Source organism: Corynebacterium sp. HMSC05C01 (assembly GCF_001807155.1).
Lineage (GTDB): Bacteria > Actinomycetota > Actinomycetes > Mycobacteriales > Mycobacteriaceae > Corynebacterium > Corynebacterium coyleae.
Map to the genome: position 1 here is coordinate 58,691 of NZ_KV787969.1, position 26,197 is coordinate 84,887.

General features: G+C 62.8%; 21 protein-coding genes, 1 tRNA gene and 1 pseudogene. 8 read left to right on the forward strand and 15 right to left on the reverse strand.

Annotation, left to right across the window (positions count from 1 at the left end; genetic code table 11):
• Nucleotides 1–2: 2 nt before the first annotated feature.
• Genes HMPREF3145_RS09230 through HMPREF3145_RS09245 form a run of 4 tightly spaced genes read right to left on the reverse strand, consistent with a single transcriptional unit; the run spans nt 3 to nt 5,387 of the window.
• The gene (locus tag HMPREF3145_RS09230) at nt 3–2,105 is read right to left on the reverse strand and encodes an ATP-dependent DNA helicase RecG (RefSeq protein ID WP_070422948.1); all 2,103 of its coding nucleotides are present in this window, start codon (nt 2,103–2,105) and stop codon (nt 3–5) included.
• Nucleotides 2,106–3,758, reverse strand: a complete 1,653-nt coding sequence (locus HMPREF3145_RS09235) for a DAK2 domain-containing protein (RefSeq protein WP_083279494.1) — start codon at nt 3,756–3,758, stop codon at nt 2,106–2,108.
• A gap of 24 nt (nt 3,759–3,782) precedes the next feature.
• The gene (locus HMPREF3145_RS09240) at nt 3,783–4,424 is read right to left on the reverse strand and encodes a uracil-DNA glycosylase (RefSeq protein WP_070422949.1); all 642 of its coding nucleotides are present in this window, start codon (nt 4,422–4,424) and stop codon (nt 3,783–3,785) included.
• The gene (locus HMPREF3145_RS09245) at nt 4,425–5,387 is read right to left on the reverse strand and encodes a thiamine-phosphate kinase (RefSeq protein ID WP_070422950.1); all 963 of its coding nucleotides are present in this window, start codon (nt 5,385–5,387) and stop codon (nt 4,425–4,427) included. It lies immediately after the preceding gene.
• 34 nt (nt 5,388–5,421) lie between these two features.
• Between HMPREF3145_RS09245 and HMPREF3145_RS09250 the strand changes: the two genes are divergently transcribed.
• Entirely contained in the window at nt 5,422–6,348 is a 927-nt protein-coding gene (locus HMPREF3145_RS09250) for a DUF3515 domain-containing protein (RefSeq protein ID WP_070423021.1), read from the forward strand.
• Between the two features lie 35 nt (nt 6,349–6,383).
• Here the strand turns inward: HMPREF3145_RS09250 and HMPREF3145_RS09255 are convergent, their stop codons facing one another.
• Entirely contained in the window at nt 6,384–7,433 is a 1,050-nt protein-coding gene (locus HMPREF3145_RS09255; RefSeq protein ID WP_168162464.1) for a D-alanine--D-alanine ligase family protein, read from the reverse strand.
• 25 nt (nt 7,434–7,458) lie between these two features.
• Nucleotides 7,459–8,457, reverse strand: coding sequence for an NAD(P)H-dependent glycerol-3-phosphate dehydrogenase (locus tag HMPREF3145_RS09260; RefSeq protein WP_070422952.1), 999 nt, complete (start codon nt 8,455–8,457; stop codon nt 7,459–7,461).
• Between the two features lie 104 nt (nt 8,458–8,561).
• Here HMPREF3145_RS09260 and HMPREF3145_RS09265 point away from each other — a divergent pair, with 104 nt between their 5' ends.
• From HMPREF3145_RS09265 to HMPREF3145_RS09275, 3 genes are read left to right on the forward strand one after another with little or no spacing between them, the layout of a single operon-like run.
• Entirely contained in the window at nt 8,562–9,593 is a 1,032-nt protein-coding gene (locus tag HMPREF3145_RS09265) for an NUDIX hydrolase (RefSeq protein WP_141740857.1), read from the forward strand.
• Nucleotides 9,594–9,619: 26 nt separating this feature from the next.
• Nucleotides 9,620–10,114, forward strand: coding sequence for a YbjN domain-containing protein (locus tag HMPREF3145_RS09270; RefSeq protein WP_070422953.1), 495 nt, complete (start codon nt 9,620–9,622; stop codon nt 10,112–10,114).
• A 3-nt stretch (nt 10,115–10,117) separates the two neighbouring features.
• On the forward strand, nt 10,118–10,564 hold the full coding sequence (locus HMPREF3145_RS09275) for a hypothetical protein (RefSeq protein WP_070422954.1): 447 nt from the start codon (nt 10,118–10,120) through the stop codon (nt 10,562–10,564).
• Nucleotides 10,565–10,595: 31 nt separating this feature from the next.
• On the opposite strand, the gene leuD is transcribed toward HMPREF3145_RS09275, so the two are convergent.
• The gene (gene leuD, locus HMPREF3145_RS09280) at nt 10,596–11,189 is read right to left on the reverse strand and encodes a 3-isopropylmalate dehydratase small subunit (RefSeq protein WP_070422955.1); all 594 of its coding nucleotides are present in this window, start codon (nt 11,187–11,189) and stop codon (nt 10,596–10,598) included.
• A gap of 12 nt (nt 11,190–11,201) precedes the next feature.
• Nucleotides 11,202–12,623, reverse strand: coding sequence for a 3-isopropylmalate dehydratase large subunit (gene leuC, locus HMPREF3145_RS09285; RefSeq protein ID WP_070422956.1), 1,422 nt, complete (start codon nt 12,621–12,623; stop codon nt 11,202–11,204).
• A gap of 60 nt (nt 12,624–12,683) precedes the next feature.
• On the opposite strand from leuC, the gene HMPREF3145_RS09290 reads away from it, so the two are divergent.
• Nucleotides 12,684–13,370 (forward strand): IclR family transcriptional regulator, encoded by a 687-nt coding sequence (locus tag HMPREF3145_RS09290; RefSeq protein WP_083279497.1) that lies wholly within the window; start codon nt 12,684–12,686, stop codon nt 13,368–13,370.
• A gap of 76 nt (nt 13,371–13,446) precedes the next feature.
• Here the strand turns inward: HMPREF3145_RS09290 and HMPREF3145_RS09295 are convergent.
• Nucleotides 13,447–13,812, reverse strand: a pseudogene (locus HMPREF3145_RS09295) (diaminopimelate decarboxylase); the annotation flags it as partial.
• Between the two features lie 135 nt (nt 13,813–13,947).
• On the opposite strand from HMPREF3145_RS09295, the gene HMPREF3145_RS09300 reads away from it, so the two are divergent.
• Both HMPREF3145_RS09300 and HMPREF3145_RS09305 read left to right on the forward strand, forming a co-directional pair.
• Nucleotides 13,948–16,539 carry a YhgE/Pip domain-containing protein gene (locus HMPREF3145_RS09300; protein ID WP_083279498.1) on the forward strand — a complete coding sequence of 864 codons (2,592 nt, stop codon included), beginning with the start codon at nt 13,948–13,950 and terminating at the stop codon, nt 16,537–16,539.
• Nucleotides 16,536–18,725, forward strand: coding sequence for a YhgE/Pip domain-containing protein (locus HMPREF3145_RS09305; protein WP_246817575.1), 2,190 nt, complete (start codon nt 16,536–16,538; stop codon nt 18,723–18,725). Before HMPREF3145_RS09300 ends, HMPREF3145_RS09305 begins: the two co-directional genes overlap by 4 nt.
• An 80-nt stretch (nt 18,726–18,805) precedes the next feature.
• Here HMPREF3145_RS09305 and HMPREF3145_RS09310 read toward each other — a convergent pair whose 3' ends face one another.
• On the reverse strand, nt 18,806–20,500 hold the full coding sequence (locus tag HMPREF3145_RS09310) for an alkaline phosphatase D family protein (protein WP_070422959.1): 1,695 nt from the start codon (nt 20,498–20,500) through the stop codon (nt 18,806–18,808).
• Nucleotides 20,501–20,636: 136 nt separating this feature from the next.
• Here HMPREF3145_RS09310 and HMPREF3145_RS09315 point away from each other — a divergent pair, with 136 nt between their 5' ends.
• Nucleotides 20,637–22,415 carry a fibronectin type III domain-containing protein gene (locus tag HMPREF3145_RS09315; RefSeq protein WP_141740858.1) on the forward strand — a complete coding sequence of 593 codons (1,779 nt, stop codon included), beginning with the start codon at nt 20,637–20,639 and terminating at the stop codon, nt 22,413–22,415.
• Between the two features lie 3 nt (nt 22,416–22,418).
• On the opposite strand, the gene HMPREF3145_RS09320 is transcribed toward HMPREF3145_RS09315, so the two are convergent.
• The 5 genes from HMPREF3145_RS09320 to HMPREF3145_RS12060 all read right to left on the reverse strand — a co-directional run.
• Complete coding sequence (locus tag HMPREF3145_RS09320) at nt 22,419–23,843, reverse strand: FAD/NAD(P)-binding protein (protein ID WP_070422961.1); 1,425 nt, start codon at nt 23,841–23,843, stop codon at nt 22,419–22,421.
• A 120-nt stretch (nt 23,844–23,963) separates the two neighbouring features.
• On the reverse strand, nt 23,964–24,548 hold the full coding sequence (locus HMPREF3145_RS09325; protein ID WP_070422962.1) for an HD domain-containing protein: 585 nt from the start codon (nt 24,546–24,548) through the stop codon (nt 23,964–23,966).
• Nucleotides 24,549–24,629: 81 nt separating this feature from the next.
• Nucleotides 24,630–25,451: a PhzF family phenazine biosynthesis protein gene (locus tag HMPREF3145_RS09330; RefSeq protein WP_070422963.1), complete on the reverse strand. Its 822-nt coding sequence runs from the start codon at nt 25,449–25,451 to the stop codon at nt 24,630–24,632.
• Nucleotides 25,452–25,514: 63 nt separating this feature from the next.
• Nucleotides 25,515–25,587, reverse strand: a tRNA-Glu gene (locus HMPREF3145_RS09335).
• A gap of 77 nt (nt 25,588–25,664) precedes the next feature.
• Nucleotides 25,665–26,197, reverse strand: a 533-nt coding sequence (locus tag HMPREF3145_RS12060) for an alpha/beta hydrolase-fold protein (RefSeq protein ID WP_246817576.1), incomplete at its 5' end; no start/stop codon positions are given.

Consider the following 26,197-nt stretch of genomic DNA (forward strand, 5'->3'; position numbering starts at 1 on the left):
AGCTAACTCTTGTCCAAATATTCGAAGTCTTCTGCCACGAACCCGGCGGTGGCTGCCCTGGCGAACTCGGGTTGGTTTGCCACCAACGTGGCGGCGTCGTCGTAGGCACGTTTAACGATGTCGTAGTCCTCAACCAAGTTAATCAACCGCAGCGTGCGTTTGATGCCGGACTGGCCTGTGCCGAGCACGTCACCTTCGCCGCGGTTAAGCAGGTCAAGCTCCGCGAGCGCGAACCCGTCCGCTGTAGCCGCTACCTGGGATACGCGGGTGAAGCCGGGGCTGCCTTCCTCCGCGAGCGTGTGGAACAGACACAGCGACTGGTTGCCGCCACGCCCAACTCGGCCGCGCAGCTGGTGCAACTGGGAGACACCGAAATGCTCCGACTCGCGCACGACCATCACCGTGGCATTCGGCACATCCACGCCGACCTCGATCACCGTCGTGGACACCAGCACGTCGATGCCGCCTTTGGCGAAGTCCGCCATGACGTTGTCTTTCTCGTCGCCTTTGAGGCGTCCGTGCAGGATGCCGACTGTCAGGTCCGCAAACTCCGTTGCGGCGAGATGCTCGGCAACCTCAAGTACGCCGCCTTCGCCGTCGATACGCGGACACACGATGTAGGCCTGGTGCCCGGCTGCAACTTCTTCGCGGATCTTCTCCCAAGCGCGCTCCACCCAGCGCGGTTTGAATTCCGGGACCACCGCAGACTGGATCGGTTTGCGCCCACCGGGAAGTTCGCGCAGCGTGGATACTTCCAAGTCGCCGAACACCGTGATCGCAATGGTGCGTGGGATCGGCGTTGCCGTCATCACCAGCAAATGCGGTGTGGTCTCCCCCGCTTTGGCACGCAGGGCGTCGCGTTGCTCTACGCCGAAGCGGTGTTGTTCGTCGACAACGACAAGCCCCAGGTTGAAAAAGTCCACGCCCTCTTGGAGCAGGGCGTGCGTACCGACGACAATGTCGGCCTCCCCGGAAACAATCTTCAGCAGTGCCTCTTGGCGCTGCGCGACCGTCATCGATCCTGTCAGCGCAACCACTCGGGTGGGGAGACCCGCACGCATGAGAGTGAACGTTAGCGAACGCGCGTGTTGCAGCACGAGAACTTCCGTCGGAGCAAGCAATGCCGCCTGCGCGCCGTTATCGACGGCCTGGAGCATCGCCATCAGCGACACCACCGTCTTTCCGGAGCCAACCTCGCCTTGGAGCAGGCGACTCATCGGCACCGTCTTGGACATATCAGCCGTGATGTCCGTGATCACTTCCTTCTGGCCGCGGGTCAGCGGGAACGGCAGACCGTCCAGCAGCTTGTCCTCATCGCCCCCCTTCACATAGGGCATCTCGGGCGCCCTGTGAGCGGAGGTGTCGATGCGTCGCACACCCATCGCCAGCGCGACCGAGAGCGCCTCGTCGTACTTCAGTCGCTCCTTCGCCCGTGCAGGGCCTTCCGCACCAGGCTCGTGAATCTGGCGGACCGCTGCATTGAGGGGTAGCAGGCCGATGGGGGTGAAGCCAAGGGGCTCGTCGATACGCGGCAGCGATTTCAACACCGCATGCACAGCCCCCATAATCGTCCACGTGCTGACCTGCTTCGACGCCGGATACAGGGGAAGCCACTGGCGGCCACGCAGCATTTCTTCCAGATCGCCGAAGTGAGACAGCTGACGCATGGAACCGGTCGCCTCAGTAGGACCGTCCATGAGCACGAAGTCAGGGTGCTGCAGCTGAGGCTGATTACGGTAGAAATCCAACTTGCCCGTCAGCATCGCGCGCCGACCCGGCTTCAGCACCCGTTGGGCATATTGGGAGCCGAAGAAGGTGGCTTGGAACTCCGTACGCCCATCGTGGATCATCACCTTGGTAATCGGCCGCTTGGGCGTCTTTTTAGTGTAAAACGTGTTGGCGTCGACGACCTCGCCGATCACGGTGATAGTATCGCCTGCTTCGACCCCGGTCAGGTCAGCACCGGTGCCGTAGTGCAGGTAGCGTCGCGGATAGTGCCGAAGCAGCTCGCCGCACGTGGAAATGGTGAGGTGTTTCTCAATCGCCCGTGCCTGCTTCGCAGGAATAACCTCAGTCAGTGGCCGATTGTCCTCAAACCCCAGCATTTACTCCACCCCGATCTCCGCACATGCTTGCAATCCGTCTGCAGGATAAACCATGACCTGGACGCCGAGCTCAGTGTTCAGCGTGCGAAGCTCCTCCTCCGACAGCTCAGCTGGGTCAAACAGCACCGTGACTTGCTCCCCGCCGTGTTCGAGCAGGCGTTTGCATGCCCGCTTCACAGCATCGAGCGGGTCTTCGGCGATAAGCAGCGTCTCCCCACGTGCGGTGACCACCACATCACCCTTGGCAACCGCGCCGCTGAGTGTCAGCGCGCCCTTCTTTGCGCGGTGAGCCACTGCCGTACGCATCTCGCCAGCCGCCTCAGACATGGAAAACGCGGCGGTAGCCAGCGGCTGGTTCGGATCGTGCACAGACAGCGCTGCAATACCGGAGACTAACCGGACTGTAGGAAGCAGTGTGATCGTCTGTTCCAGCGCTCGGGTTGCTTTCTCCACGGCAGCGAGATTCCGGTTACTGAGCAGCCCATTCGGCAGCACGATGATCTCGTTGCTGCCCGAACGCCGAATCACGGAGAGCATGTCCGAGATCACCTCGTCGCCCGGGGCAACAGTGACCACACCTGCTTCCTTATACAGCTCTGTCAGGGAGCCGGGAGGAGTCACGGCCACAATCAAGCGATCGGGGTTTCGCACCACTGGGGCACCCGGGAGCACTTCAAGGCGCAGGTTTTGGACCTTGCCGAGGCGATACGCCGTCTCAATCACAGCACCTGCATCGAGCGTGTGAATGTGCACAGTGGCTTCCGTATCAGATAGCCGAGCGATGACCAGGCTGTCGCCCAAGGTGCGCAACTCGGTTTCCAACTCCGCAATATCGCCCAGAAACCCAAAGAGCACCTCAAGGGAGTGCTCCCGACCCGACGGCCCCGCATGCGCCATGTCAACGTGCACGTCGCGGTCTGCCCCTTCAGCAGGTGCCGGGGTGCTTTCTGCGCTGGCTTCTGTGCTGCTTTCTGCGCTGCGTACGGCGCTCTCTTGGACATCACCATCGGGTGCCGTTGCGGGACTATCCTCTACCTCTTCCAACAGCGCCTCGAGCAGAATCACCACACCGGTACCGCCGGCATCAACCACTCCGGCCTCGCGCAGCACTGGCAGCTGCGACGGCGTGTTGGCCAAGGCCACCCTGGCCGCGGATGTCGCAGGTGCTGCGACATCGAGCAAGCTCAACGGACGCCCAATGTCCTCTACCGCTTGTTGGGCAGCCACAGACGCCGCTCGGAGCACCGTAATCACGGTGCCTTCCACCGGATCCGCAATGGCTTGGTCCACAAACTTCACGGCATGCGCCAATGCGTCCGCGACCATCTCCCCGTCCGAAGCATCGTCTTTGACAGACTGCGCGATTCCGCGCATCACCTGGGACAACACCACACCTGAGTTGCCGCGTGCTCCACGTACAGCGCCGACGGCCAGGGCTTCGGCGACATCGACGGCGCTGGCGTCGTCGCCAAGCAAAGCTGCTTGCTCGCAGGCTGAACGCATCGTGTGCGCCATGTTGGAGCCCGTATCGGAGTCCGGCACGGGAAAGACGTTGAGGCTGTTGATCTCCACTCGGCGCCGCTCCAGCTCGGCGGAGGCGCGTTGGGCCCACGCACGCAACCCTGCGGCGTCGATAAGCGGAGTGACAGACATGAAGCGAAAGCTTACAGGGAGCTGTTACAGACTCCAGTCGATGGGATTCGCACCCTGTGCTTGAAGCGCTTCATTTGCACGCGAGAACGGGCGCGAACCGAAGAAACCGCGCGATGCTGATAACGGCGACGGATGCGGCGACTCAATCCGGGGAGTATCCCCCAAAAATCTCGCAGCTGTCTGTGCGTCACGGCCCCACAAGATAGCTACGAGTGGCGCATCTCGGCGGACAAGCGCCTCAATTGCGGCCTGGGTAACCTCTTCCCAGCCTTTGCCACGGTGTGACGCGGGCTTTCTCGGACGCACGGTAAGCACCCTGTTGAGCAGCAAAATGCCTTGCGACGACCACGACGACAGGTCCCCATCCGCCCGGGGCGGGATACCCAGATCAGCCTGCAGCTCTTTGTAGATATTCACCAGCGACCTTGGCGCCGCCACCCCAGGCTGGGTGGAAAACGCGAGCCCCATCGGGTGTCCTGGGGTCGGATACGGGTCTTGGCCCAGGATGAGGACCCGGACATCGTCGAACGGATCCGCAAAAGCCCGCAAAATATCGTGGCCACGCGGCAGGTAGTCGTCCTCTGTGCGCAAAAACTGCCCCATTGCGTGGATTCGATCTTCCACCGGAGCGAGCGGTTCCTGCCAAGATTCGTGCACGGGCAACATTTAGAAACTCTCCCATCCGGTGGTCAATTCTGGGGCCTCGCCGTCGATGCGCACCCCGGGCTTGCGGGTGACTGCGCCAATCGAACGGAACCCAACCGGTGCGGACCCATCGATCGTGCCGATGAGGGTGTGGTCCTCCCCACCTGTGAGCACCCACTCCCACGGGTCGACGCCAAGGAGTACGCCCGCAGCCTGCAAGGTCGCATCCGGGCGCAGCGCCACCTTTGACAGTTCGATGCCTACCGAAGATGCCTTTGCCAGCGTCGTCACATCCCGGATGAGCCCATCCGAGTTGTCCGTCATCGCGGTCGCGCCTGCCGCGCGCGCCACCACGCCACGCCCCGGGGTAAGCACCGGGGCCTGATGCGCCTTCACAAGCACCTCGAGCTCCTCCGGCACATCAATCCCGGACTGCAGCAGCGCGAATCCTGCGGCTGAATAACCGATATTGCCGTGCGCGACCACTCGCTGACCGGGGCGTGCCGCATCTAGCGTCAGCGGCGGACGGTTACCACCAAGCGAGCCGATTGCGGTTACGGAGACCACAAGTTCTTGCCCGTCGGTCAGATCCCCGCCGACGAGTTCACAGCCATACTCCCCTGCCATATCCCCAATGCCGCGGGCGATCTCTTCGACCCATGCTGCCGGCGCATCGCGGGAGACAGACACCCCCATCAGTGCTGCAATCGGGCGCGCGCCCATTGCCTCGATATCCGCGAAGTTCTGCACCGTCGCCTTGCGGCCCAAAAGGTACGGGGTTGTGGTCGCACGAGTGAAGTGATGGCCTTCCACCAACATGTCGGTGCCGGCGACGACTCTCGAGTTTGGCACTGAGGGGGTAAGTACCGCTGCGTCGTCGCCGTTGAGGGCAGACGGTGCGGCAGCGCGAATCGCGGCGATAACCGCTCGCTCGCCGACCTGCGCAAGCGTCGGACCATCAGTGGGAAATCCGGTGGTGATCACGGGTTGGGCAGCCCTTTCGTTAGACTATTTCGCCATGGCAACCACGGCGCACGAACCACAGGTTAATCGCACAACAATTTTGGTCAGTCTTGGCCTCGCAGTCCTTCTCGTCCTCGGAGCCGTTATTGGCGCTCGTGTGTTCTTCCAACGTGTGGCGCTGCAGCCGGTCGCGATGGCTGATCTTCCTGCCCCGATGGCCGATAGCCCGGAGTGCGCATCGCTTATCGACGCCCTCCCCGACCGGTTCGCCGGCCTTCCCCGTGCCGAACTCGCAGAACCGGCACCACAAGGCGCCGCCGCCTGGCGCAAGTCCACCGATGACCGCGTCACCCTGCGCTGCGGTGTAGACATGCCGGCGCAGTACACGGACTACGCCGTTACTGAAACCATCGGCAATGCAACGTGGATGCGTATCGACGACCTCACGCCCCAGTCCAACCTGGCCACCTGGTACACCGTGAACCGCTCCCCTGTGATCGCCGTGACCGGTGATGCGCAGGTACTCCACGACTCAAAGAAGTCCCTCGGACGGCTGGGCGCCGATGGGCTGCCATCGAAGGATCAGCCCCACAACCCCGCGCCTTTGTCCGCGTTGGAAGGCGCAGATGCATCGAAGTGCGACGCGCTGCTCCAGGCCGCACCGGATGCTATCGCCGAGGGCTACACCCGAACAGAGCCTGCGTCCGAAAACACCGTCGCATGGCGTGCCGAGGGACGTGATCCGATCGTTCTGCGCTGCGGTGTCGCCCCATCGCCGAATTACGCACCGGGTGCACAACTTGCCCAGGTCAATGACATTCCGTGGTTCGAGGATGTGCTGTTGGCAAACGGCACCACGGCATCGACGTGGTACGCATTGGGGCGCGACAGCGGTATCGCAGTCTCTTTGCCGCAGGCGGAGAGCAACGAGGCGATTACGAACCTGACTGAACTGATCGCCGAGCACACCGCTGCGCTTTAACGCTGCGCTTTAATGCTGTGCTTTAACGCTGCGCTCTAACGCAGCGCGGTCCGCACCAGCGTGTCCAGCAGTTCCGGGTAGTCCACTCCGGTGGCTGCCCACACCTGCGGGTACATCGAAATCGCGGTGAATCCAGGCATGGTGTTGACCTCGTTGAGCACCGGGCCGTCTTCGGTGACGAAGAAGTCCACACGTGCAAGCGACTTACAGTTCAGCGCCTTGAAACACGTCACCGCCATGTCTTGAAGTTGCGCGGTTGTTGCCTCGTCGAACGGTGCCGGAATCGTTGCCGTAACGCCCTCTTCGAGGTATTTCGTTTCAAACCCGTAGAAGCCTTCCTCGGAGTCTTCGGTGCCGTTGAGCTTCGCTGGCAGGGATGCCGCAATGGTCCCGTCGGGTCGTTCGAGGACTCCCACCTCAACCTCGTCGCCGACAAGTTCCGCTTCCACAATCACCTTGGAATCGGATTCGTGCGCAAGGTCGTACGCCGCCGGGAAGTCGTCCCAGGAGCTCACTTTGGACACACCGATCGATGACCCACCGTTGGCGGGCTTTACGAACACTGGTAGACCGAGGTAGTCACGCTCGTCGTCGTCAAGCACTGCCCGACCGTCGAGGATCACTTCCCTGGTGATCGCAATGTTTTCAGCCGCGACGAGCTTCTTCGTGTACTCCTTGTCCATGCCGCAGGCGGATGCAAGCACCCCTGGGCCGACGTACGGGACACCAGCGAGTTCGAGCAGTCCCTGCACTGTGCCGTCTTCGCCGTATTTGCCGTGCAGCACCGGGAAGACAACATCGACGCAAGCGATACTTTCGCCGGTTGCTACATCGAAGATCTGCCCCTTGCGCGTCGGGTTGATGGAGAGTGCAACTTCGCGGCCAGCGGGCACCTCAGGCAGCGCGACGCCGTTTACTGGGTCTGTTGTGCCTTCAACCCATACGCCGTCACGGGTGATACCGATGGGAAACACCTCGTAGTCAGCCGGCATGTGTTGCATCACCGACGCTGCGGAAATGCAGGAAATGGAGTGCTCGGTGGACATGCCACCATAAAGAACTGCTACGCGAATCACGCTGACCAATCTACCGCGTAGCCATGGCGCAGTTTTACTCTGCCTTCTTGCTGCGCCCCATCAGTGTCGCGATCGTGTCCGCAACTTTGAAGTTGTCGTGGCAAATGGCAAACACTGCCTGGGTAATCGGCATCTCCACGCCATGCTTTTCGGCGAGCTGGAAAATGCTTCTCGACGACACCACGCCCTCTGCAACCTGGCCCTTCGTCGCAGCCTTCGCCTCTTCCATCGTCGCACCTTGCCCCAAAGCGGAGCCAAATGTGCGGTTACGCGACAGCGGCGAAGCACACGTGGCCACGAGGTCTCCCATACCGGCAAGACCTGCAAACGTGCGGGGATCCGCGCCGAGCGCGTTGCCCAGACGGGTGGTCTCTGCAAGGCCACGCGTGATCAGGGATGCCAGGGTGTTGTCGCCAAGGCCCTGTCCCGCGGCCATGCCACAGGCAAGCGCAATGACATTTTTCGTCGCGCCGCCGATTTCGCAGCCCACGACATCCGTGTTGGTGTACGGCCGCAAATAGTTAGTCGCACACGCGGCTTGGACGAGTTTTGCACGGTTCTCATCGGCGCATGCAATCACGGTGGCGGCAGGTTGTTCGAGCGCAATCTCGCGCGACAGGTTGGGCCCGCTGAGCACTGCGATCCGGTTCGGGTCCGCTCCGGTGACCTCTGCAATAACTTCACTCATGCGCAGATGCGTTCCTGTTTCCACGCCCTTTGAGATGGACAGCATCGTCGCATCAGCCGGGATCATGGGTGCCCAACGCGCGACGTTTTCCCGCATGGTCTGGCTGGGTACGCCAAAGACGACGATGGTCGCGTCTTGCAGCGCGTATTGCTCGTTCGAGGTGGCTTCGATCGCATCCGGGAGTGTGATGCCGGGAAGGTACTCCGGGTTTTCCCGCGTGGTCTGAATGGTGCGGGCAAGGTTGTCCCGACGCGCCCACAGCGTGACCCTGTTGCCGGCGTCCGCGAACACCTTCGCCAGGGTTGTACCCCAGGAGCCTGCCCCCAGTACCGCAACGTTGACCATATTTTTCCGAATCCTCCCAGCCGATTGTTCCGGTTTAACCTACCACCGGCCGTGGCGCGTGGCGTGTCCGGCGTGAGTGGGTTACTTGGGACACAATGGAGGACATGCCTACTCACGCATCCAAGACACCAGGAAACAGCGGGAAGCTCTCCGAGCAAGATAAGGACGCCTTGGGTGAGAAGTTTCTCACTGGCAGGCTTCAGGCTATTCCGTTAAAGCCGCAGAAGGAGTTCGAGCGCACCACGCTTGCTGCGGGTGCGGTGCTGTGGCGCGGTGACGTTAAGCAACCCGACACCATTGAGGTTGCGTGTATTCACCGTCCTCATTACGACGACTGGTCGCTGGCCAAGGGCAAGGTCGACCCTGATGAGTCGCTTGTACAAACCGCAGTACGTGAAATCAAGGAGGAAACAGGCTACGACGTTCGCCTGGGCAAGTTGCTGGGCAAGACGGTCTACCCGGTAAAGAAGACAACCAAGGTGGTCTATTACTGGACCGGCGAGGTCGTCGGTGGCGAGTTCGTACCCAACAACGAGGTCGACGAGATCCGCTGGCTGCCACTCAATGAAGCGCTTGAGTTGATGACGTACGACCTCGACCGCGAGGTGCTCCAGAAGGCCCAGAAGCGCTTTAACACGCCCGCAGATGCACGCATCCTCTATGTCCGACATGCCCGCGCCCACGACCGCAACAAATGGTCCGGCGACGACAACTTGCGTCCCCTGGATAAGAAGGGCCGCCGCCAATCCGAGATGCTCGTTCCCCTGCTCAGTGCGTTCGCGCCGGAACGTATTTACTCGGCGGTCCCGGAGCGCTGCCAGCACACAGTTGCGCCGCTGGCGGATGAGATGGGGTGCGAGGTTGTCGTCGATAAGCAGTTTGGCGACGATGCCTGGATCGCCGACATGGTTGGCGCCAAGCACGCATTCAAGGACGTGATTGAGGCCGGCGGAACCAGCGTGGTGTGCGCGCAAGGTGGGATCATCCCCGGCATGATCGCGTGGCTCTCGGCGCAAGGGACACTGCCTATCGACGAAGAAATCCGCGCGAAGAAAGCCTCCGTATGGGTTCTGACGTTCCACGACGGCAAGCTCATCGGCGCGGACTACATCCCCTCCCCACTTCCAGTTCTGTAACCACCCCACGACGAAAGGCCCACACCATGGCAGCTCCTACCGCCATTTCCCAAGACCGCATCGCGGCCACCCTGAAATCAATGGGGGTGCAGTACTTCCGAGAAGACAGCGGCGAGGTTCGCACCGCATTTCCCAGCCTGATGGTGTTCTTCGAGGTAGCCGAGGGTGGTTTCAAGGCCACCGCACGCTGGCTCGGCATCATTCAGGGCGACGATATTGAGACGCTGCGTCTGCGCTGCAACGAGATCAACCGGACGATGCCCCTCGTGCGCGTACACCCGGTACGTCGTGAGGACGATGCCGTCGTGCTGATCGACGCGCCGTTCTTCTCCAACGAAGGCTTCACCGACGAGCAGGTGCGTGCAATGTTGGACTACTACTTCTCCGCAATCCATCACGTGGTGAACCTGCTGCGCGAGGCCTTGCCAGATACCAGCGAGCTCTTGTCGACGAGCGGCCCGAAAACCTTCACCACCGAAGCAAACACCGAAGCCAACGCCGAAGCTAACCAGGAGGACTAGGACATGACTTCTGCAACCAGCAACCTCAGCATCGATCGTGTCATCGCCTTGTTTGACAAGGAAGGCTGGAAGTACGAAAAGGCACCGCTTGGCCCTGCGCTGCGCACCGGGTTTTCCGGTATCGGGCTGGAGATCAACATGATCGAGCCGAATCTCAACGTGCTGACCACCGTCGCTGTGGATTCGGTGAAGGCCGAGCAGTTCAACGAGGTGCTCGAGTGGGTGGAGCGCTACAACATTGAGAAGGCTTACCCCACCGTAACCGCAGTGAAGGACGAACAGCGCGGCATCACCGCGCTTGCCGTGACCTACTCTCTGCCGGGTTATTGGGAGCGCAGCGACCAGCAGTTTTCCGACGAGATCAAGACCGGTATCCAGGGCGTCGTTGTCGCTGCGCGTGAGTTCCTGGAGGCGTTCGCCCCGGGCGTCGTCGACCAGTTGGGCAAATAACCAGCCCGAGGGCGCTATCGCCGTCCGGGGCCTAACCCGCGACGGACGGCTTGAACGCTGGACGGGTTGCTTCGAATCGTTCGATAGCGGGCTCGTCGCGAAGCGTCAGCCCAATATCGTCGAGGCCTTCCATGAGCCGCCAGCGGGTGTAATCGTCGATCTCGAAGGTAAAGGTGTTGCCACCGACGGTGACGGTGCAGTCTTCGAGCGAGACGATCGCCTCATCACCAGGGTGCTGCTCGAGGTGCTTCCAGATCAGCTCGATATCGGAGTGGCTCATGATGCCCGCGAGCAGGCCAGCTTTGCCGGCATTTCCGCGGAAGATATCCGCGAATCGGGGGCTGAACACGGCGCGGAAGCCGTAGTCCATGAGCGCCCAGACGGCATGTTCACGCGAGGAGCCGGTGCCAAAGTCCTCGCCGGCAAATAGCACGGAGCCGTCTTTGAACGCGTCCTGATTGAGGACGAATGTGGCTTCGTTTTCACGCCAGTTAGAAAATAGGCCGTCCTCGAAACCAGTGCGGGTCACGCGCTTAAGGTAGCGCGCGGGGATGATCTGGTCGGTGTCGACGTTGGTGCGGGTCAGCGGAACGCCGACGCCGGTGTGAGTGGTGAACTTTTCCATGATCGGGCTCCTTTACAGATCTGCCGGGCTTGCGAGGTGGCCGGTCACCGCAGTTGCTGCTGCAACCAGCGGGGATACGAGGTGGGTACGGCCACCCGGGCCTTGGCGGCCCTCGAAATTGCGGTTGCTTGTGGAGGCACTGCGCTCCCCCGGTCGCAACTGGTCTGGGTTCATGCCGAGGCACATGGAGCAGCCCGCGGTGCGCCATTCTGCGCCGAACTCTGTGAAGATCGCGTCGAGGCCTTCTTCTTCGGCCTGCTGCTTCACAAGTGTGGAGCTCGGCACGACGAGCATGCGTGTGCCTTCGGCGATGCGACGGCCCTTGACAACGTCGGCGGCTGCACGCAGATCCTCGATGCGCGCGTTGGTGCAGGAACCGAGGAAGACCGTATCGATGGTGATGTCGCGCAGCGGCATGCCCGGGGTCAAGCCCATGTATTCGATGGCCTTCGCAGCAGATGCCTTCGTGTTGTCGTCGGTGAAGTCCTCCGGGTCGGGCACGTTTTCGCCGAGCGGCAGACCCTGGCCAGGGTTGGTACCCCAGGTAACAAACGGGGTGAGTGCTGCACCGTCGATTTCCACGACGGTATCGAACTTTGCGCCTTCGTCGGTCGGCAGCGTCTTCCAGTACTCCACGGCTGCATCCCAGTCCTCGCCCTTCGGCGCGTACTCGCGGCCTTCGACGTAGTCGAACGTGGTCTGGTCCGGCGCGACCATACCGGCTCGTGCCCCTGCCTCGATAGACATGTTGCACAACGTCATGCGTGCTTCCATGGACATCTTCTCGATGGCTTCGCCACGGTATTCAATGATGTGGCCTTGTCCACCGCCGGTGCCGATCTTCGCGATGATCGCCAAGATCAGGTCCTTGGCCGTCACGCCTTCCTGCAGTTCGCCAGTAACCTCGATTGCCATCGTCTTAAACGGTTTCAGTGGCAGCGTCTGGGTGGCCATAACGTGCTCGACTTCGCTGGTACCGATACCCATCGCGATCGAGCCGAACGCGCCGTGCGTCGAGGTGTGCGAGTCGCCGCAGACAATGGTCATTCCGGGCTGTGTAATGCCCAGCTGCGGGCCGACGGTGTGCACGATGCCCTGTTGGATATCGCCCATCGGGTGCAGCTTCACACCAAACTCGGCGCAGTTGTCGCGCAGGGTGGCTACCTGGGTGCGCGAGGTAGGCTCGGTGATCTCGATGAGGTCACCGCTGGTAATACCCGTGGTGGGCACGTTGTGGTCCTCCGTTGCCAAATGCAACTCGGGGTGGCGCATGGTGCGTCCGTTCATCCGCAGACCGTCAAACGCCTGCGGCGAGGTCACTTCGTGCAGCAGTTGAAAGTCGATGAAGATGAGGTCAGGCTCGCCGTTTTCCCCCTTCGTTACCACGTGGTCGCGCCATACTTTCTCCGCTAATGTCAACGGTGGCTGAGTCATCCGGTCCTCCTTCATACGGGCTCCCGACATCCCACACTATGAGATGCTAGGATTCGAACTGTGAGACAGTATAACGAAGGTTCCGGGATTAAAGTCCTCGACCGCGCAGTTGCCATCACACGCTCGGTTGGTGCGGGTGATAAAACACTCGCAGAACTTAGCGACGACACCGGCCTGCCACGCGCAACCGCCCACCGCATTGCCACTGCGCTGGAACTGCACCATGTGCTTTCCCGCAACGAACACGGCGAATGGACACTCGGCCCAGCACTGACCGGTCTTGCCACGGGGCTTCCCTCCGCGCTGCTTCCGGCAGCCGCGCCGGTTATGCGAGACCTGGTTGCACAGACCGGGGAATCCGCACAGCTTTACCAACTGACGGGATCGACCCGCACCTGCATCGCTGCCGAAGAACCGGAAAGCGGACTGCACAACGTGGTGCCGGTTGGCTCCAGGCTCACACTATCGGCCGGTTCTGCGGCCCGCGTGTTTGCCGCCCACTGCCCGATCGACTCCCCGTTTGATGCAGCGGACCTCGAACAGGTACGCAAGGTCGGCTACGCCGAGTCTGTCTCCGAGCGCGAGGTTGGCCTGGCGAGCGTGTCCACCCCGGTGTTCCAGCCCGACGGCACCTTAGTCGCGGTCCTGTCTGTGTCGGGTCCCGCCGAGCGCTTGAAGCCCTCCCCCGGCGCAACATGCGGCGAGGCGCTCAAGGACGCCACCGCTCGGCTGAGCGCCGAGCTCTAGCCGAGCTCTAGCCGAGCTCCAGCCTGGCACTGGGGGTGCCAACGGGCGTCAGCGAACGTCGATGTCGTCCAAGCGCCCCGCAGACCACACCGCGGGGGAAGCGGGTCTTCCGCCGCAGGATCAGTTCGTCCTCGATGCAGTAGGCGCCGACCAAGAACGCCTCGATCTCCTCACTCGGCGGAGTCCGTTTGACCAGGTAGGGGTCGATGAGGAAGTTATCCGAGGTCGTGCAGCACCGGGTGCGGTTCATGGCTAGGCCCACCAAGGGCACGCCGTCGGAACGGGTCTTGGTGAAGGCGACTTCGGCAAGGGTTAGCCCGCAGCCGTCGACAAGCGAGCGCCCCGGCTCAAGATACAGACGCAACCCGCGCTCGCGCAGCGCCTCTGCGACGCCGCCGGAGAGTACCTCGGTGAGCCACGCGCCGCGCGTCGGCTCCTGCCAGTCCCGGGCCGAGCACGCCGCGCTCGAGAGCGTCGGCGACGAGGGCGCGGGCTGAGCGGTCCTGCCGCCGGGGTTGAAGGATTCGAGTTTGGCTCAGTTTCCCCCAAACGCTCCATTTGAGGGTACGCTCGCCACGTGAGAAAGAGCGGGCAGATTCTTGGACGGGACATTCGTCGCCTGCTGCGCGTTCCCCGGGCCTTCATCATCATCGTCGGCGTGCTTATCATCCCCGCGCTCTACGCGTGGTTCAACATCAACGCCTTCTGGGACCCCTACGCCCACACCCAGAACATCCGCATCGCGGTGGTCAACAACGACCGGGGCGCCTCCGCCGAGCGCGTCGGCGAGGTCGACGTCGGCGAGCAGATCACCGAGCAGCTCAAGGGCAACGACAAGATCGGGTGGGTGTTCCTCCCCGAGGACGAGGCCCGCGACGGGCTCATGCGTGGCGACTACTACGCCATGTTCCTCATCCCGCCCGAGTTCAGCGAGGACCTGCTGAGCCTGGTCAGCGGCACCTACACGCAGCCGGTGCTGGAGTACTACGTCAACGAGAAGAGCAACGGCGTCGCCCCCTCGATCACCGACGCCGGCGCACACGCCGTCGACACGGCCGTGTCCGAGGCCTTCAAGAAGAAGGTCGGCGAGGCCGCCGCGACCGAGCTGCGCAACAAGGGGATCGCGACGCGCGAGGACGCCGAGAAGGTCCGAGGCAAGGCCTCCGGGAGCTTCGGCCAGATCGCCGCCGACCTCGACGCCGCCCAGGGGCGGGTGGCCACGATGAAGCAGAGCATCAGCGGGGCGCGCCCGGTCGTCACCGAGCTGAACACCCTCGTCGGCTCCGTCGACGACACCCTCGGGTCCGTGGACTCCTCCCTCGGCGAGGCCGAGGGGATCATCGCCGAGCTGCAGAAGTCCTCCGCCGGTTTCAGCGCCGACACGTCGGCCGCGCTCGTCGAGTCCACCAACGCGCTCAGCCTCGGCGCCGCCTCCGCCAACGCCTCCATCGCGGAGGCGACGGGCCAGCTCGGCACCGCCCAAGGGCGAGTGCGCTCCGCCGTCGGCGAGGTCGACGGCGTGGTCAAGCAGGGCGAATCCGCCGCCGCGCAGCTGCGCGCCATGTCGGCCGGGGCCGCCCTATCGCCCGGGGTCCGCGCTCAGCTCGACGCCGCGGCCAGCGCGCTGGAGGAGCGTACCGTCGCCTCCCGCGCCGTCCTCGACGGCCTGAACAACGTGGACCGCCGCACGGGCGCTGCGTTGGCGTCAATAGGCGAGCTCGGCGACTCCCTCGAGGCCGCGACCGCCGACTCCAACGCCGCAGCGCGCGCCGCAAGCACGCAGCTCGGCGAGTCCGTGCCCGCGATCAACGCCTCGCTCGCGCAGGCCTCCGGCAGCGTCGCCTCCGTGCGCGGCGCGCTGAACAGCCAGCGTGCCCTGCGCGAGGAAACGACCTCGCTGCTCGCCGGGGTGGACAACCAGCTCGCGGCCAGCCTCGGCATCCTCGACGAGGTCTCGGGCAACCTCGGCACGCTTGCCGACGGCGCCCGCGCCGCCCAGTCCGACATCAACGCCCTCCTGGCCACCTCCGACTCGAAGGCCCTCAACACTGTCACGAACCTCAACTCCGCGAAGATCGGCGAGTACATCTCCTCGCCCGTCACCGTCGAGCAGCAGGCCGTCTTCCCCACGGAGAACTACGGCAGCTCCATGGCCTCCTTCTTCACCAACCTGGCCCTGTGGATCGGCGCGTTCGTGCTGACGATCATCTTCCGCGTCGAGGTCGACACCGAGGGCTTTCGCCGCCTCACCGTCGGCCAGGCCTACCTCGGCCGCTTCCTCCTCTTCGCCACGCTCTCGGTGCTCCAGGCCGTCGTGGTGACGCTCGGCAACGTGGCATTTGGGGTGCAGATACAGTCCGTCACGGCCTTTCTCGCCACCGCAATCGTCATCGGGGTCGCCTACACAGGGATCATCTACTCCATCGTCTCCGCGCTCGGCCACATTGGCCGCGGCATCGCCGTCTTCCTCGTCGTCATCCAGATCCCGGGCGCGTCGGGCCTCTACCCCATCGAGCTCATGCCCGACTTCTTCCGCCGCATCTACCCCTTCCTCCCCTTCCGCTACGGCATCGACGCGATGCGCGAGACCATCGCCGGGTTCTACGGTCATCACTACCTCCGCTTTTTGGCGGCGCTTCTCGCCATGTCCGCCGCAGCCTTCGCCCTGGGGTGGCTGTTCCGACTCACCTCCTCGCACGCCAACCTCCTGTTCAACCGCCAGCTCGCGCGCACGAACCTCATCACCAACGAGAAGGTGGAGGTCATGGGCTCGCCCTACCGCGCGTCCGACATCATGGCCGCCCTGTCGGACCGGGATGAGTTCCGCGGTGGCGTCGAGAAGCGGGCGCGGATGCTGCGGGAGAACTACCGCACCCTCATCTTCGGCGGGATCGGCGCGGGCGTTGTCGGCATCGCCATCATCACCCTGCTCACCATGCTCCTGCCCACCGACAAGACGATCATGCTGGCCATCGTCGTCACCTGGTCACTGCTGGTCGTCCTCTACCTCGGCGCGGTGGAGTACTTCACGCAGAGCCTCGTCGACGCCGAACAGGTCTCGCGCCTCGGCGAGGCCGAGCTGCGCGACGCCGTGATCCACCGCCACGACTCCGCCGGCACCAGCGTCACCATCGGGCCCGCGGATGCCGAAAGCGAGGACACCAAGTGAGTACCGTCTTCTCCATCGCCTACAACGACCTGCGCCGGCTCTACACCAACGTCATGGCGGGCATTGTCATGGTCGGCCTGATCGCCATCCCCTGCCTCTTCGCCTGGTTCAACGTGCTGGCCACGTGGGACCCATTCGGCAACACCGAGCGCCTCGAGGTGGCGGTGGCCAACACCGACCGCGGCCACACGAGCGATCTCACCCCGCTGTCCGTCAACGTCGGCGACATGGTCCTCTCCCAGCTCTACCGCGACGACTCTATGGACTGGGTCATCACCGATGCCGACAACGCCATCGAGGGCGCGAAGTCCGGTGAGTACTACGCCGCCATCGTCTTGCCGCCCACGCTGAGCGACGACATGTTCACCTTCTACGCCGGAAACGCCGAACCCAGCCGCATCGACCTTTACGTCAACGAGAAGAAGAACCCCATCTCCCCGGTGCTCATCTCCAGCGGCGCGCAGGGCGTCAGCGCCCAGATCAGCGCGTCGTTTACTAGAGTCCTCGCCGAGGTGTCCTTCGGGTTGATCGAGACGACCTCGGACTTCTTCAACGAGGCGGAAACCAAGCAGGCACTCGACTCCATCGAGACGCGCACCGCCAGCGCCCGCGACCAGCTGCTCTCCAGCGCCAGCACCGTGGACGCGCTCGCCTCGCTCACTGAGTCGAGCGTGCCGCTCGTCGACAGCGCCGAGCGGATCTCCGGGGCGCTGGGCGACTCCCTCGGGCAGGTCCGCCCCGTCGACCTCGGAGCCACCGGGGCGGGCCTCGGCGGAGGCGGCGCAGCGCTTGCGGCGGCGCTGGGGGCAACGTCGGAAAGCTTTGCCGCCATAAGCGACCGCGTCGACCAGCTGATGGCGGACTCCTCCGCCACCTCCCAGGCGACCGCCGCGAGCCTGACGGACATCGCCGCGCGCATCGATGTCCAGGTGAAGCAGTACACGGCCCTGCGCGACACCATCAACGGCCAAGTCGCCCCGGTGCTTCCCCCCGACGCCCAACCGGCGGTGCGCGCGGTGGTCGGCGACCTCAACGACGCTATCGCCCGCCAGACGGCCGTGCGCGACCGACTCAACGACGCCGCCGCGCGCCTCACCGCCGGGCAGGGCGGCCGGGACGGGAAGAACGCGGACCGGCAGGAGATCAAGGACTCGATCGCCCGGGCCCGCGAGGCGATGGACTCGGCCAAGAATTCCTACGACACCGGGATCCGCCCGCGCCTCGAGGCGCTGTCGGGCTCGCTAGACAACGTCCGGGCGAACGTCGACAAGGCCCGCTCGGACATGGACGGCGTCTCCTCTGCCCTGGCCAATCGGCCCGGCTCGCTGCGCGACACCCTCGCAGCCTCCGGTGCGAACCTGCGCGACACGGCGGAATCTCTGCGCGCCAGCGCGGCGAGGATGCAGGAGGCGCAGCGGTCGATCGCGCAGTCGCGCTCGAGCGGGGACCTGACGAAGCTGGCCGACCTCGTCTCCAGCCACCCGGAGGAGCTCGCCGACGCCCTCGTCGACCCAGTCAAGGTGGAGCGCAAGGAGGTCTTCCCCCGCGTCAGCTTCGGCGCCGGCATGGCCCCGCTCTACACGGTCCTCGCCCTGTGGGTAGGCGCCCTGTTGACGTCAGTGGCCGTGCGCACGGACGACCGCTCCATCGAACAGAACGTGGTCGATCCCGGCCGCGTCACCGCGGGCCAGAAGTACTTCGGCCGCTACCTGACGTTCGTGACCACCGGCCTGGCCCAATCCACGCTCCTCATGGCGGGCCTCATCGTCTACGTGGGCATCGAGCCCGCGCACCCCTTCCTCCTCTTCATGGCGGGGTGGGTCTCGAGCCTGGTCTTCCACCTGATCTGCTACACGCTGGTGCTCTCCCTGAGCAACGCCGGCAAGGCCGTGGGCGTGCTCATCCTGGTGCTCCAGGTCTCGGCGGCGGGCGGCGCCTACCCGCTGCAGCTGCTGCCGGGCTGGACGCAGGCGATCAGCCCCTGGCTGCCCGCGACCTACTCGATCCGCGCTATGCGCGCCGCGGTCTTCGGCACCTACGGCTGGGACTTCTGGCGAGACCTCGGCATCCTCGTCCTCTTCGCACTGCCCTTCCTCCTCCTCGGCCTCTGGCTGCGCCACCGGCTGCACCACGCGATCAGCCGCATGGACGAGGCGGTCGCCCAGACCAAGGTGATGATGTCCTAGCCGCGCCTACAGGTCGATGGTGCCGCGCACGCGGGCGGTGACCGCCCACCCAGATGTCGCGGCCGTCGTCGATAAGCAGATTATGCTTCGACGAACCCCTCGCCGATGCGCCACTGGCGCTTCTCGCCCAAGCTGACGGAAGCGTCCGGGTCCTCCACGTCCGAGACGCGGTAGTAGAGCATGTCCACGTAGTCGTAGTGGATGCTGGCCACGCCGTAGCCGTGTGCGTCAAAATCGATATGGCTGACCCACGGGTTGGCATCCCGAATCGTCTGCTCCACCAGCAACGACGTGGAGTTGTCCTCCTTGTGGTACGTGCCGAACGCGGTGGTCAGGATCTCGTCCACGTTAGGCGCGGAGATTGAGGTGGTGACCATCTCGCAGCCGATCTCGCCGAAGCCGGACGGTGAGGCGATCGAGTTCGCCCACTCCGAGTGAATATCGCCGGTGAGGAACAGTGCGTTCGATTCCTGCTCGTCCAACATGGTGAGCAGGCGGTCGCGCTCCGCGGCGTAGCCGTCCCACTGATCCGAATTCACCGCGATGCCCGTCGCGCGCTCCTTCATATAACCTGCAGCGATGTTGGCCTTCTCGTTGTCCGGGATGGTGGCAAATCGCATCGGCGAGACCATCACCGAGTTGCCCAGCACATCCCAGCGTGCGGTGGACTGTTGGAGTTGTTCTGCCACCCAGGCAAACTGCTCGTCGCCAAGCATTGTGCGCTCATCGTTGGCAAAGTTGTCGCTGGTGGTTTCCTCGTCGCGGAAGGTGCGCAGATCCATCATGGTCAGCTGCGCGAGGTTGCCAAACTGGAAGCTGCGGTAGATGCCTGGAGCCTCAATGAGCGCACTGCGACGCACCGGGAGCCATTCGTAGTACGCCTGCATCGCCGCTGCTTCGCGCTGCGCCCACTTCCCTTCAACCCGGCCGTCCGTGTGGTTTTCGGCTCCTTCGCGCCAGCTGTTGTTCGCCGACTCGTGGTCATCCCACACCACAATCCAAGGGCACGCCGCATGGGCCGCCTGCAGGTTCAAGTCGGTGCGGTAGCGGCCGTAACGTTGGCGGTAATCCTCCAACGTGGTGATTTCCCACTCCGGATGGTGCATCCTGGCAACGCCACTCTTGCCTACGTATTCGCCGGTTGGATACTCATAGATATAATCGCCGAGGAACACCACGTGGTCGATTTCGCCCGCGCGCGCACGCTGGGCCATGTCAGCGTAGGCGCTAAAGAATCCGGACTCCCAGTTCGCGCAGGAAGCGATTGCGAGATTCAGCGTATCGACGTCAGCGTCCTTTGCAGGAGCCGTCAACGTACGCCCGATTGGCGAGGAAGCACCGGCGTACTCACCGGATTTCACGATGAAACGGTAGAAGTACTCCGTATCTGGATCGAGCCCGTCCGGATCGACGTGCACCGTGTGGTCGGATTCCGCACTCGCCGTCGCGCTTCCTGTCTTTGGGTGAGTGAAGTCTTCATTGGTGTCGATCTGCCATTCCAGCTCGATATCGTCGCCAAGACCTGAGCCCGGCAACGCCTCGCGCGAGGGCGTCACACGAGTCCACAGCACCACGCGATCTGGCAGCGGATCTCCGGAAGCAACCCCGTGCAAAAACGGCAAGCCCCACTGATCCGCCGGCGTTGGCACCTCGGGAGTGGAGACTGTGCTGCGGCGGGCAGCAACGGCACCACCTGTGCCTAGGGCTGCGGCGGCGACAGTCGCAGCGACGGTTTGGAGAAATATACGGCGATTGACACGGGATTTCGAGCTCATGCCGCTCACTTTCAACCAGCTCACAGACTCATGCAACGAGGAACCCGCCAAGTTTCCAAAAGTTCACCCACACTTCACTGAGGTGACGATCCGCTAGTAACCCGCTGTTAAAACAACGTGACTTGTGTGGGTGGACATGACTGTTTCGCTTTCCCGTGCCCCTCGTTCCCTCCGCCGCGGCGCAATCTCCGCGGCCGTTGTCGTATCGCTGTTTGGCTCTGCCACGACGGCCGTCGCTGCAGATGCCCCTGAAGGTGCAATCAACACCCGCATCAGCCGCATCGTCCTCGGCATCGGATCCGACGCAACGGAAGCGAACTTGGCCTGGCAGTCGAAGACCAACGAAACACAGTTCCTGGAGTACTGGCCGACTGCTGATCCAACCAACATCACGCGCGTGGAATCGCCCCGTGGCCCGTACAACTCGGCTGTCTTCTACCCGCACGAAGCGACGATGACCGGCCTCGAGCCTGACACGGAGTACGCCTACCGGGTTGGAAGCGATCGTCGTGGCTATAGCGAGCAGCGCACCTTTACCACCGGCACCGACGGAGATTCCTGGAGCTTCCTCGCCATGGCCGATGCGCAAATCGGCGTAGATACGAAAATCGCCGAGCAGTCCGCCGCATGGAACAAAGCGGTCAATACCGCAACCGGTGAACACCCCGACTCCGCGTTCATCATGCACCTGGGCGACCAAGTTGAGGGCTGGGGTGCCCCGGTCAAACAGCTTGAGGCATTCACCGCGCCAGAGAAACTCCAGGAGTACCGCCTTGCCGTACTGAAGGGCAATCACGAGACATACACGCTCGACCGTCACTTCCAGGACACGTACTTCCTGCCCAACGAAGTTGATGACACCGCGAACTACTTCTTCAACTACAACAACGTCTTGTTCATCGGGTTGGACGGCAATCGCGCATCCAAGGCCGACATCGACGTCCACGCGAAGTTTGTCAACGAAACGATTGCCGCACATGGTGGCGACGCCGACTGGGTGATCGTCGGTATCCACCACGCACCGTTCTCCCAGGGCACGCACTACACCGACAAGGATGTCGTCGAACTACGCAACTCCTTGACCCCGAAGTTGTCCGAAGCCGGTGTGGACCTGGTGCTCAGCGGCCACGACCACATCTACACGCGCACGCATCTGATGAACGGTGTCGACCCTGTTATCCCCGCTGGCGCATCGAAGTCCGGCGACATTCTTATTCCGGAAGACAACGAGGTCCTCTACGTCACCTCCACCACGGCAACGGGTGGCAAGTACTACGACTTCCAGGACGAAAACGGCACAACCCACCCGAATGTCCGTGAAGAAAATGTTACTGACCTGGCGCACAAGTCCACCGCACGCTGGCGCCAAGACTACAACCCGGACTACACCAGCATCGATGTCTCGTCGGACTCGCTGAAGCTCACGACGTACAACATCAACACCCCGTACGTGGTGGATCAGGTCACCCTGCTGAAGAAGGATGCCGCGCAGGAGGACGCCCCGCAGGAAGAAGCACCGACGACGACTGAAAAACCAAGCGCGACCACGACGAGCGCCGCGAAGCCGACCACGCTCACTTCGGTGTCCACGGTGACGTTGACGGAAACTTCGACGATTACGTCCCCATCTCCCACCGTTGTGGAAACCACCAAGGTTGTCCCCACGACGGTGAAGCAAACCGTCACGCCCACCACAGAGAAATCCGGCGCCGATACCGGGACAACTCCGTCCGAGAACGACGCCAACAACGGCCCTCACGAGACCACTGAAACCGACGCGTCCGGCTCCAGCACGACCGGCATCGTCCTGACGGTGTTGGGCATCTTGTTCGGCCTCATCGCTGCCATTGTTGCGGTGCTGGTCAACCTGAACCCTCAGTTCGTCCAAGACATCCGCCACAAGTTCGGGATCTAAGGGCTACTCCGCTGCACGGGCACTGACACGCTCAGCCCACCGATAGATAATGTTCTGTTTATCTCGGCGTAGCGTGTCGTGGCCGAGGACCAACCCCTCGTTCATCCGCCCTGCAGCAGCAAGGTGCTTCTGCCCCACCAATGTGCCGTCCGGGTGGATGTGCAGGGCGCTAGTGTCTGCATAACGCATCCCGACACCACGCTCGACGAGATCCCCAATGAGAGTTCCGTCGACGACTCCGGCAGGTGCGTTCACGGCGTCAATCACGACTGTTGCGCCGACCTCCTTGGCCACTTCGGTCAAATCGTCTTCGCCACGGTTGAAGACGTCGGTGCGGATCCGGTTGTCGTCGATAAGCGCGAGCATCTCCACCGCCGATTCAACAGGTGGGCCGGTAGCAACGCGCCCGAGTGTGCTCATGAAATCGTCGAACTCGGAGCCGCCAAGCGAATCTCGACCGCCGAAGGACGCGCGCTGGATGAGCGCATCCTCGGTGTCGCGAAACGCCAGCGCCACAGCAAGCGCCGGCGTCCATGGTCTCTCCCCTTTTGCAGCAGCGACGGATGTGCGAAGTTCCGCCACTGGATCCCCTGTGAAGTCCTCGCCGTTGATCACCGCTTGAATATCCTCACACGCACCTTCGCCACCGACGATCGTGAGGATGGCTTCTGCTGACTCCGTCAGAATTTCCTTGAGCTCTTCAAGCGACTGGCACTGCAGAATCGCCCGGTCAGCTTTTTCAATGATGGGTTGGGCGGCGCGCGATTGCTCCTCGTCGAGGTAGGCCTTGACCTCCATAAAACGGCCCGATCGGGTCACTGGGTAAAACGCTTTCGCCTTTGCATAGCGCACGACATCGATAAAGGTCAGCGCTGCTCCGCGCACGAGCGCGATGTCATCGGATGTGACCGAATCCAGATTGCTTGCCGGGTACGCCGGGGCGATTACACGAAGATCCCCGAGATCCTGATGAGCAAGCGAGCCTGGCCAGTCATGCGCGTGCCCGGTCACCATGAGTACATCGTCGAACTGCTCGCCGTCCACTTCAACGCCATTTCCCACAGGGGTTACGTCCTGTACCCGAGTGATGCGGAAATCAAGCGTGCACTTTGCTGGCAAGTTCGTCCGCAACGCTTCCCACGAAGCATTCAAGTGCTCGCCTACTCGACGCCGTGGAGGGAACTGCCCTTCCAACTCGTCGTTTGGATCTAAGGGCCCCAGGTGGGTCTCCACAATGGATTTGGGGGCGTTGAGGATCCACTGCTCCGGAACCGAGGCACCAAACGCTCCTGGTGCTGAGATTTCTTCCATCGGTGTCTCGTTAAACACCGTAAGTTCGATGGCTGCTCCACGCTGCCCCGCACGATCAATGAGCTCTTCTGCAGCCCACAGCCCACGGGGGCCTGCTCCGATGATGGCAACTTTCATTTGCTACGCCCCTTTGCGGAGTACTCGTCGAGCGTTGCTGCTGCCCACTCGAAATCGGCACGGCATATGCCGCGACGCGCGTCGTATTCGCCAAAAGTTACGCCGGACATGTGCCCCACCTTAGGCGGTGCGGGCTTCCAATCGCTCGACTTGGCGACGAAGCTCCGCACCCAACTGATTGCCCGGCAAGCGTTCCTGAACCACATCGCACACTGAGCGGTACCACCACACCTGCCGCTCTACAGGCGAATTGAAGCGTCCCCAGAGGTCATCCCCGATTATGTCGAGGTCGGCATGAATGGAAAGCAGGTTGTGCAGTTTGTCTGCAGCTGCAATGAGAACACTGCCCTCCTCGGCTTCGCGAAGATGAGCAAGGTATGCGTCGGCGCGTCCCTGCCAGCTGCCGATGCTGTCGTCTTTGGTCACGCCTCGGACGAGGCCGACAACTCGCGCGCCGAAATCCGCAGCCATCTGCTCTGCGCTGTATTCCTCGGGGACATCTTCGAAAATATCGTGGAATAGTGCACCGATGAGAACGTCCTCGTCGTCGGTGACCTGAGAAACGAAGTGCATCACGCCAAACACGTGCGATACGTAGGGAATGTCGGTGCCTTTGCGCACGTCATTGCGGTGTGCAAATGCGGCGACGTTGATAGCCCGAATGATTCGCGGTGATGGGGATGCAACCGGAATGTGTTCTGCCATGTACGGCTCCTTTCTGTCGGGAAACACGTCCCACTGTAAAGGTGCCGCCGACACGAAAGACGGAACATTCGAACACTTCTGCTAATCGACGACAATCTGTCCCCGCACCCGCACCGTCACCGCTCCACCAACCCAAATGTCGGAGCCGTCGTCGCTGATCGCCACGCGACCGTCCCGGCCGAGCGCAGTACCTTGGGAGACCGAGTAAGTTGCCGGCACGTCCCCGCGCGATCGCAGCCACTGCGCCATCGCACCGTTCGCGCTACCCGTCACCGGGTCTTCGAACGTCGGAGTAAAAGCGCGTAACACATACGCCGGATCCGTCCCACCCGTGAGTGCGGCAAACGCAACCTTGAGATCGCTCGATGCCGGTCGTTGTAACGCGCGCAGGGTTTCTACGCTATCCAGCAGTGCCAACCGCCAGCCCGGCCCGTTGTCGCCCCACGCGGCGTCAACGAGCGAACTCTCCCCCACCCCGAACACGTCGCAGATCTCTGCACGCTCGCATGCCGTAAGAGGTGCAGAATTCTTCAGCGGTGGGGTTGCGAACGCGAGCGTCGATTCGCTGATACGCACCTGCACATTGCCAACACCGCACTCTTGGACGACGCCGCCTGAGGCCTTCGGCGTATTACCCAACTCCAGCCACGCACGCGCCGTGCCCAGGGTCGGGTGCCCTGCGAAGGCGTATTCCTCGGTTGGGGTGAAGATTCGGACCCGGTAGTCGGCCTCGTCGTTGGTGGGTTCGAGCAGAAACGTCGTCTCCGAGAAATTCGTCCAAGCTGCGATCCGCTGCATCTGCTCAGTGGTCAGATGGTCCGCCCCGCAGATCACCGCGAGAGGGTTTCCCGTGTAGGCACCGGTTGAGAACACGTCGAGTTCGAAGAAACTAAGGGAAGTCACTGAACCTACGCTACCAATGCGAAAACCTCCGACCCGGAATCCGGATCGGAGGTTTTCTCCTTGTACCCCGTACGGGATTTGAACCCGTGTTACCGCCGTGAGAGGGCGACGTCCTAGGCCGCTAGACGAACGGGGCGCGCTCGCTTTTTGCGACTTGCTAACAATAAAGGAAACTTCCCAATATCAACAAATCAGCACGTCAGACGCTAAAAACTACTCCACACCAAGCGCTGGTCCGAGCGTGTCCCAACTTGCCACTAACTCACGTCGGAACAAGCCGAAGTTGTGCGTCCCTTCCTTGAACTCGTACCAATCCGGGTCGATGCCATTGCGTCGTGCCTCTGCGATGAAGTGCAGCGAACACGCATACGCGAGTTGCTCATCAGGCACAAGAAGTGGCTCGGGCGAATCGACGACCTCAACGTCAAGCTCCGACGGCAAACCACGTGAGGCCGACAGAAAAATCTTCTTCCCCTTGAGCCCCTGAACATTGCGCACGGGCGAGTGGGCGGCCCACGCCGGATCCCAGGAGCTGCCCCACATCTGTGCTGGGTCGCCCTTATTAATGCGCACGGTGCCGCTGGCGAAGGCCTGTCCGACAAGCCCAGTTGTCGACGGGCAGGAGGAATATGTTCCCGCAGCGACAAACCTGTCTTCCAAGGTGGCGATGTGCAGGGCTGGCCCACCGGACATCGAAAGGCCTGCGATGGCGTCGCGGCCGGTGCCGTGGAAGTGCTCGTCGATAA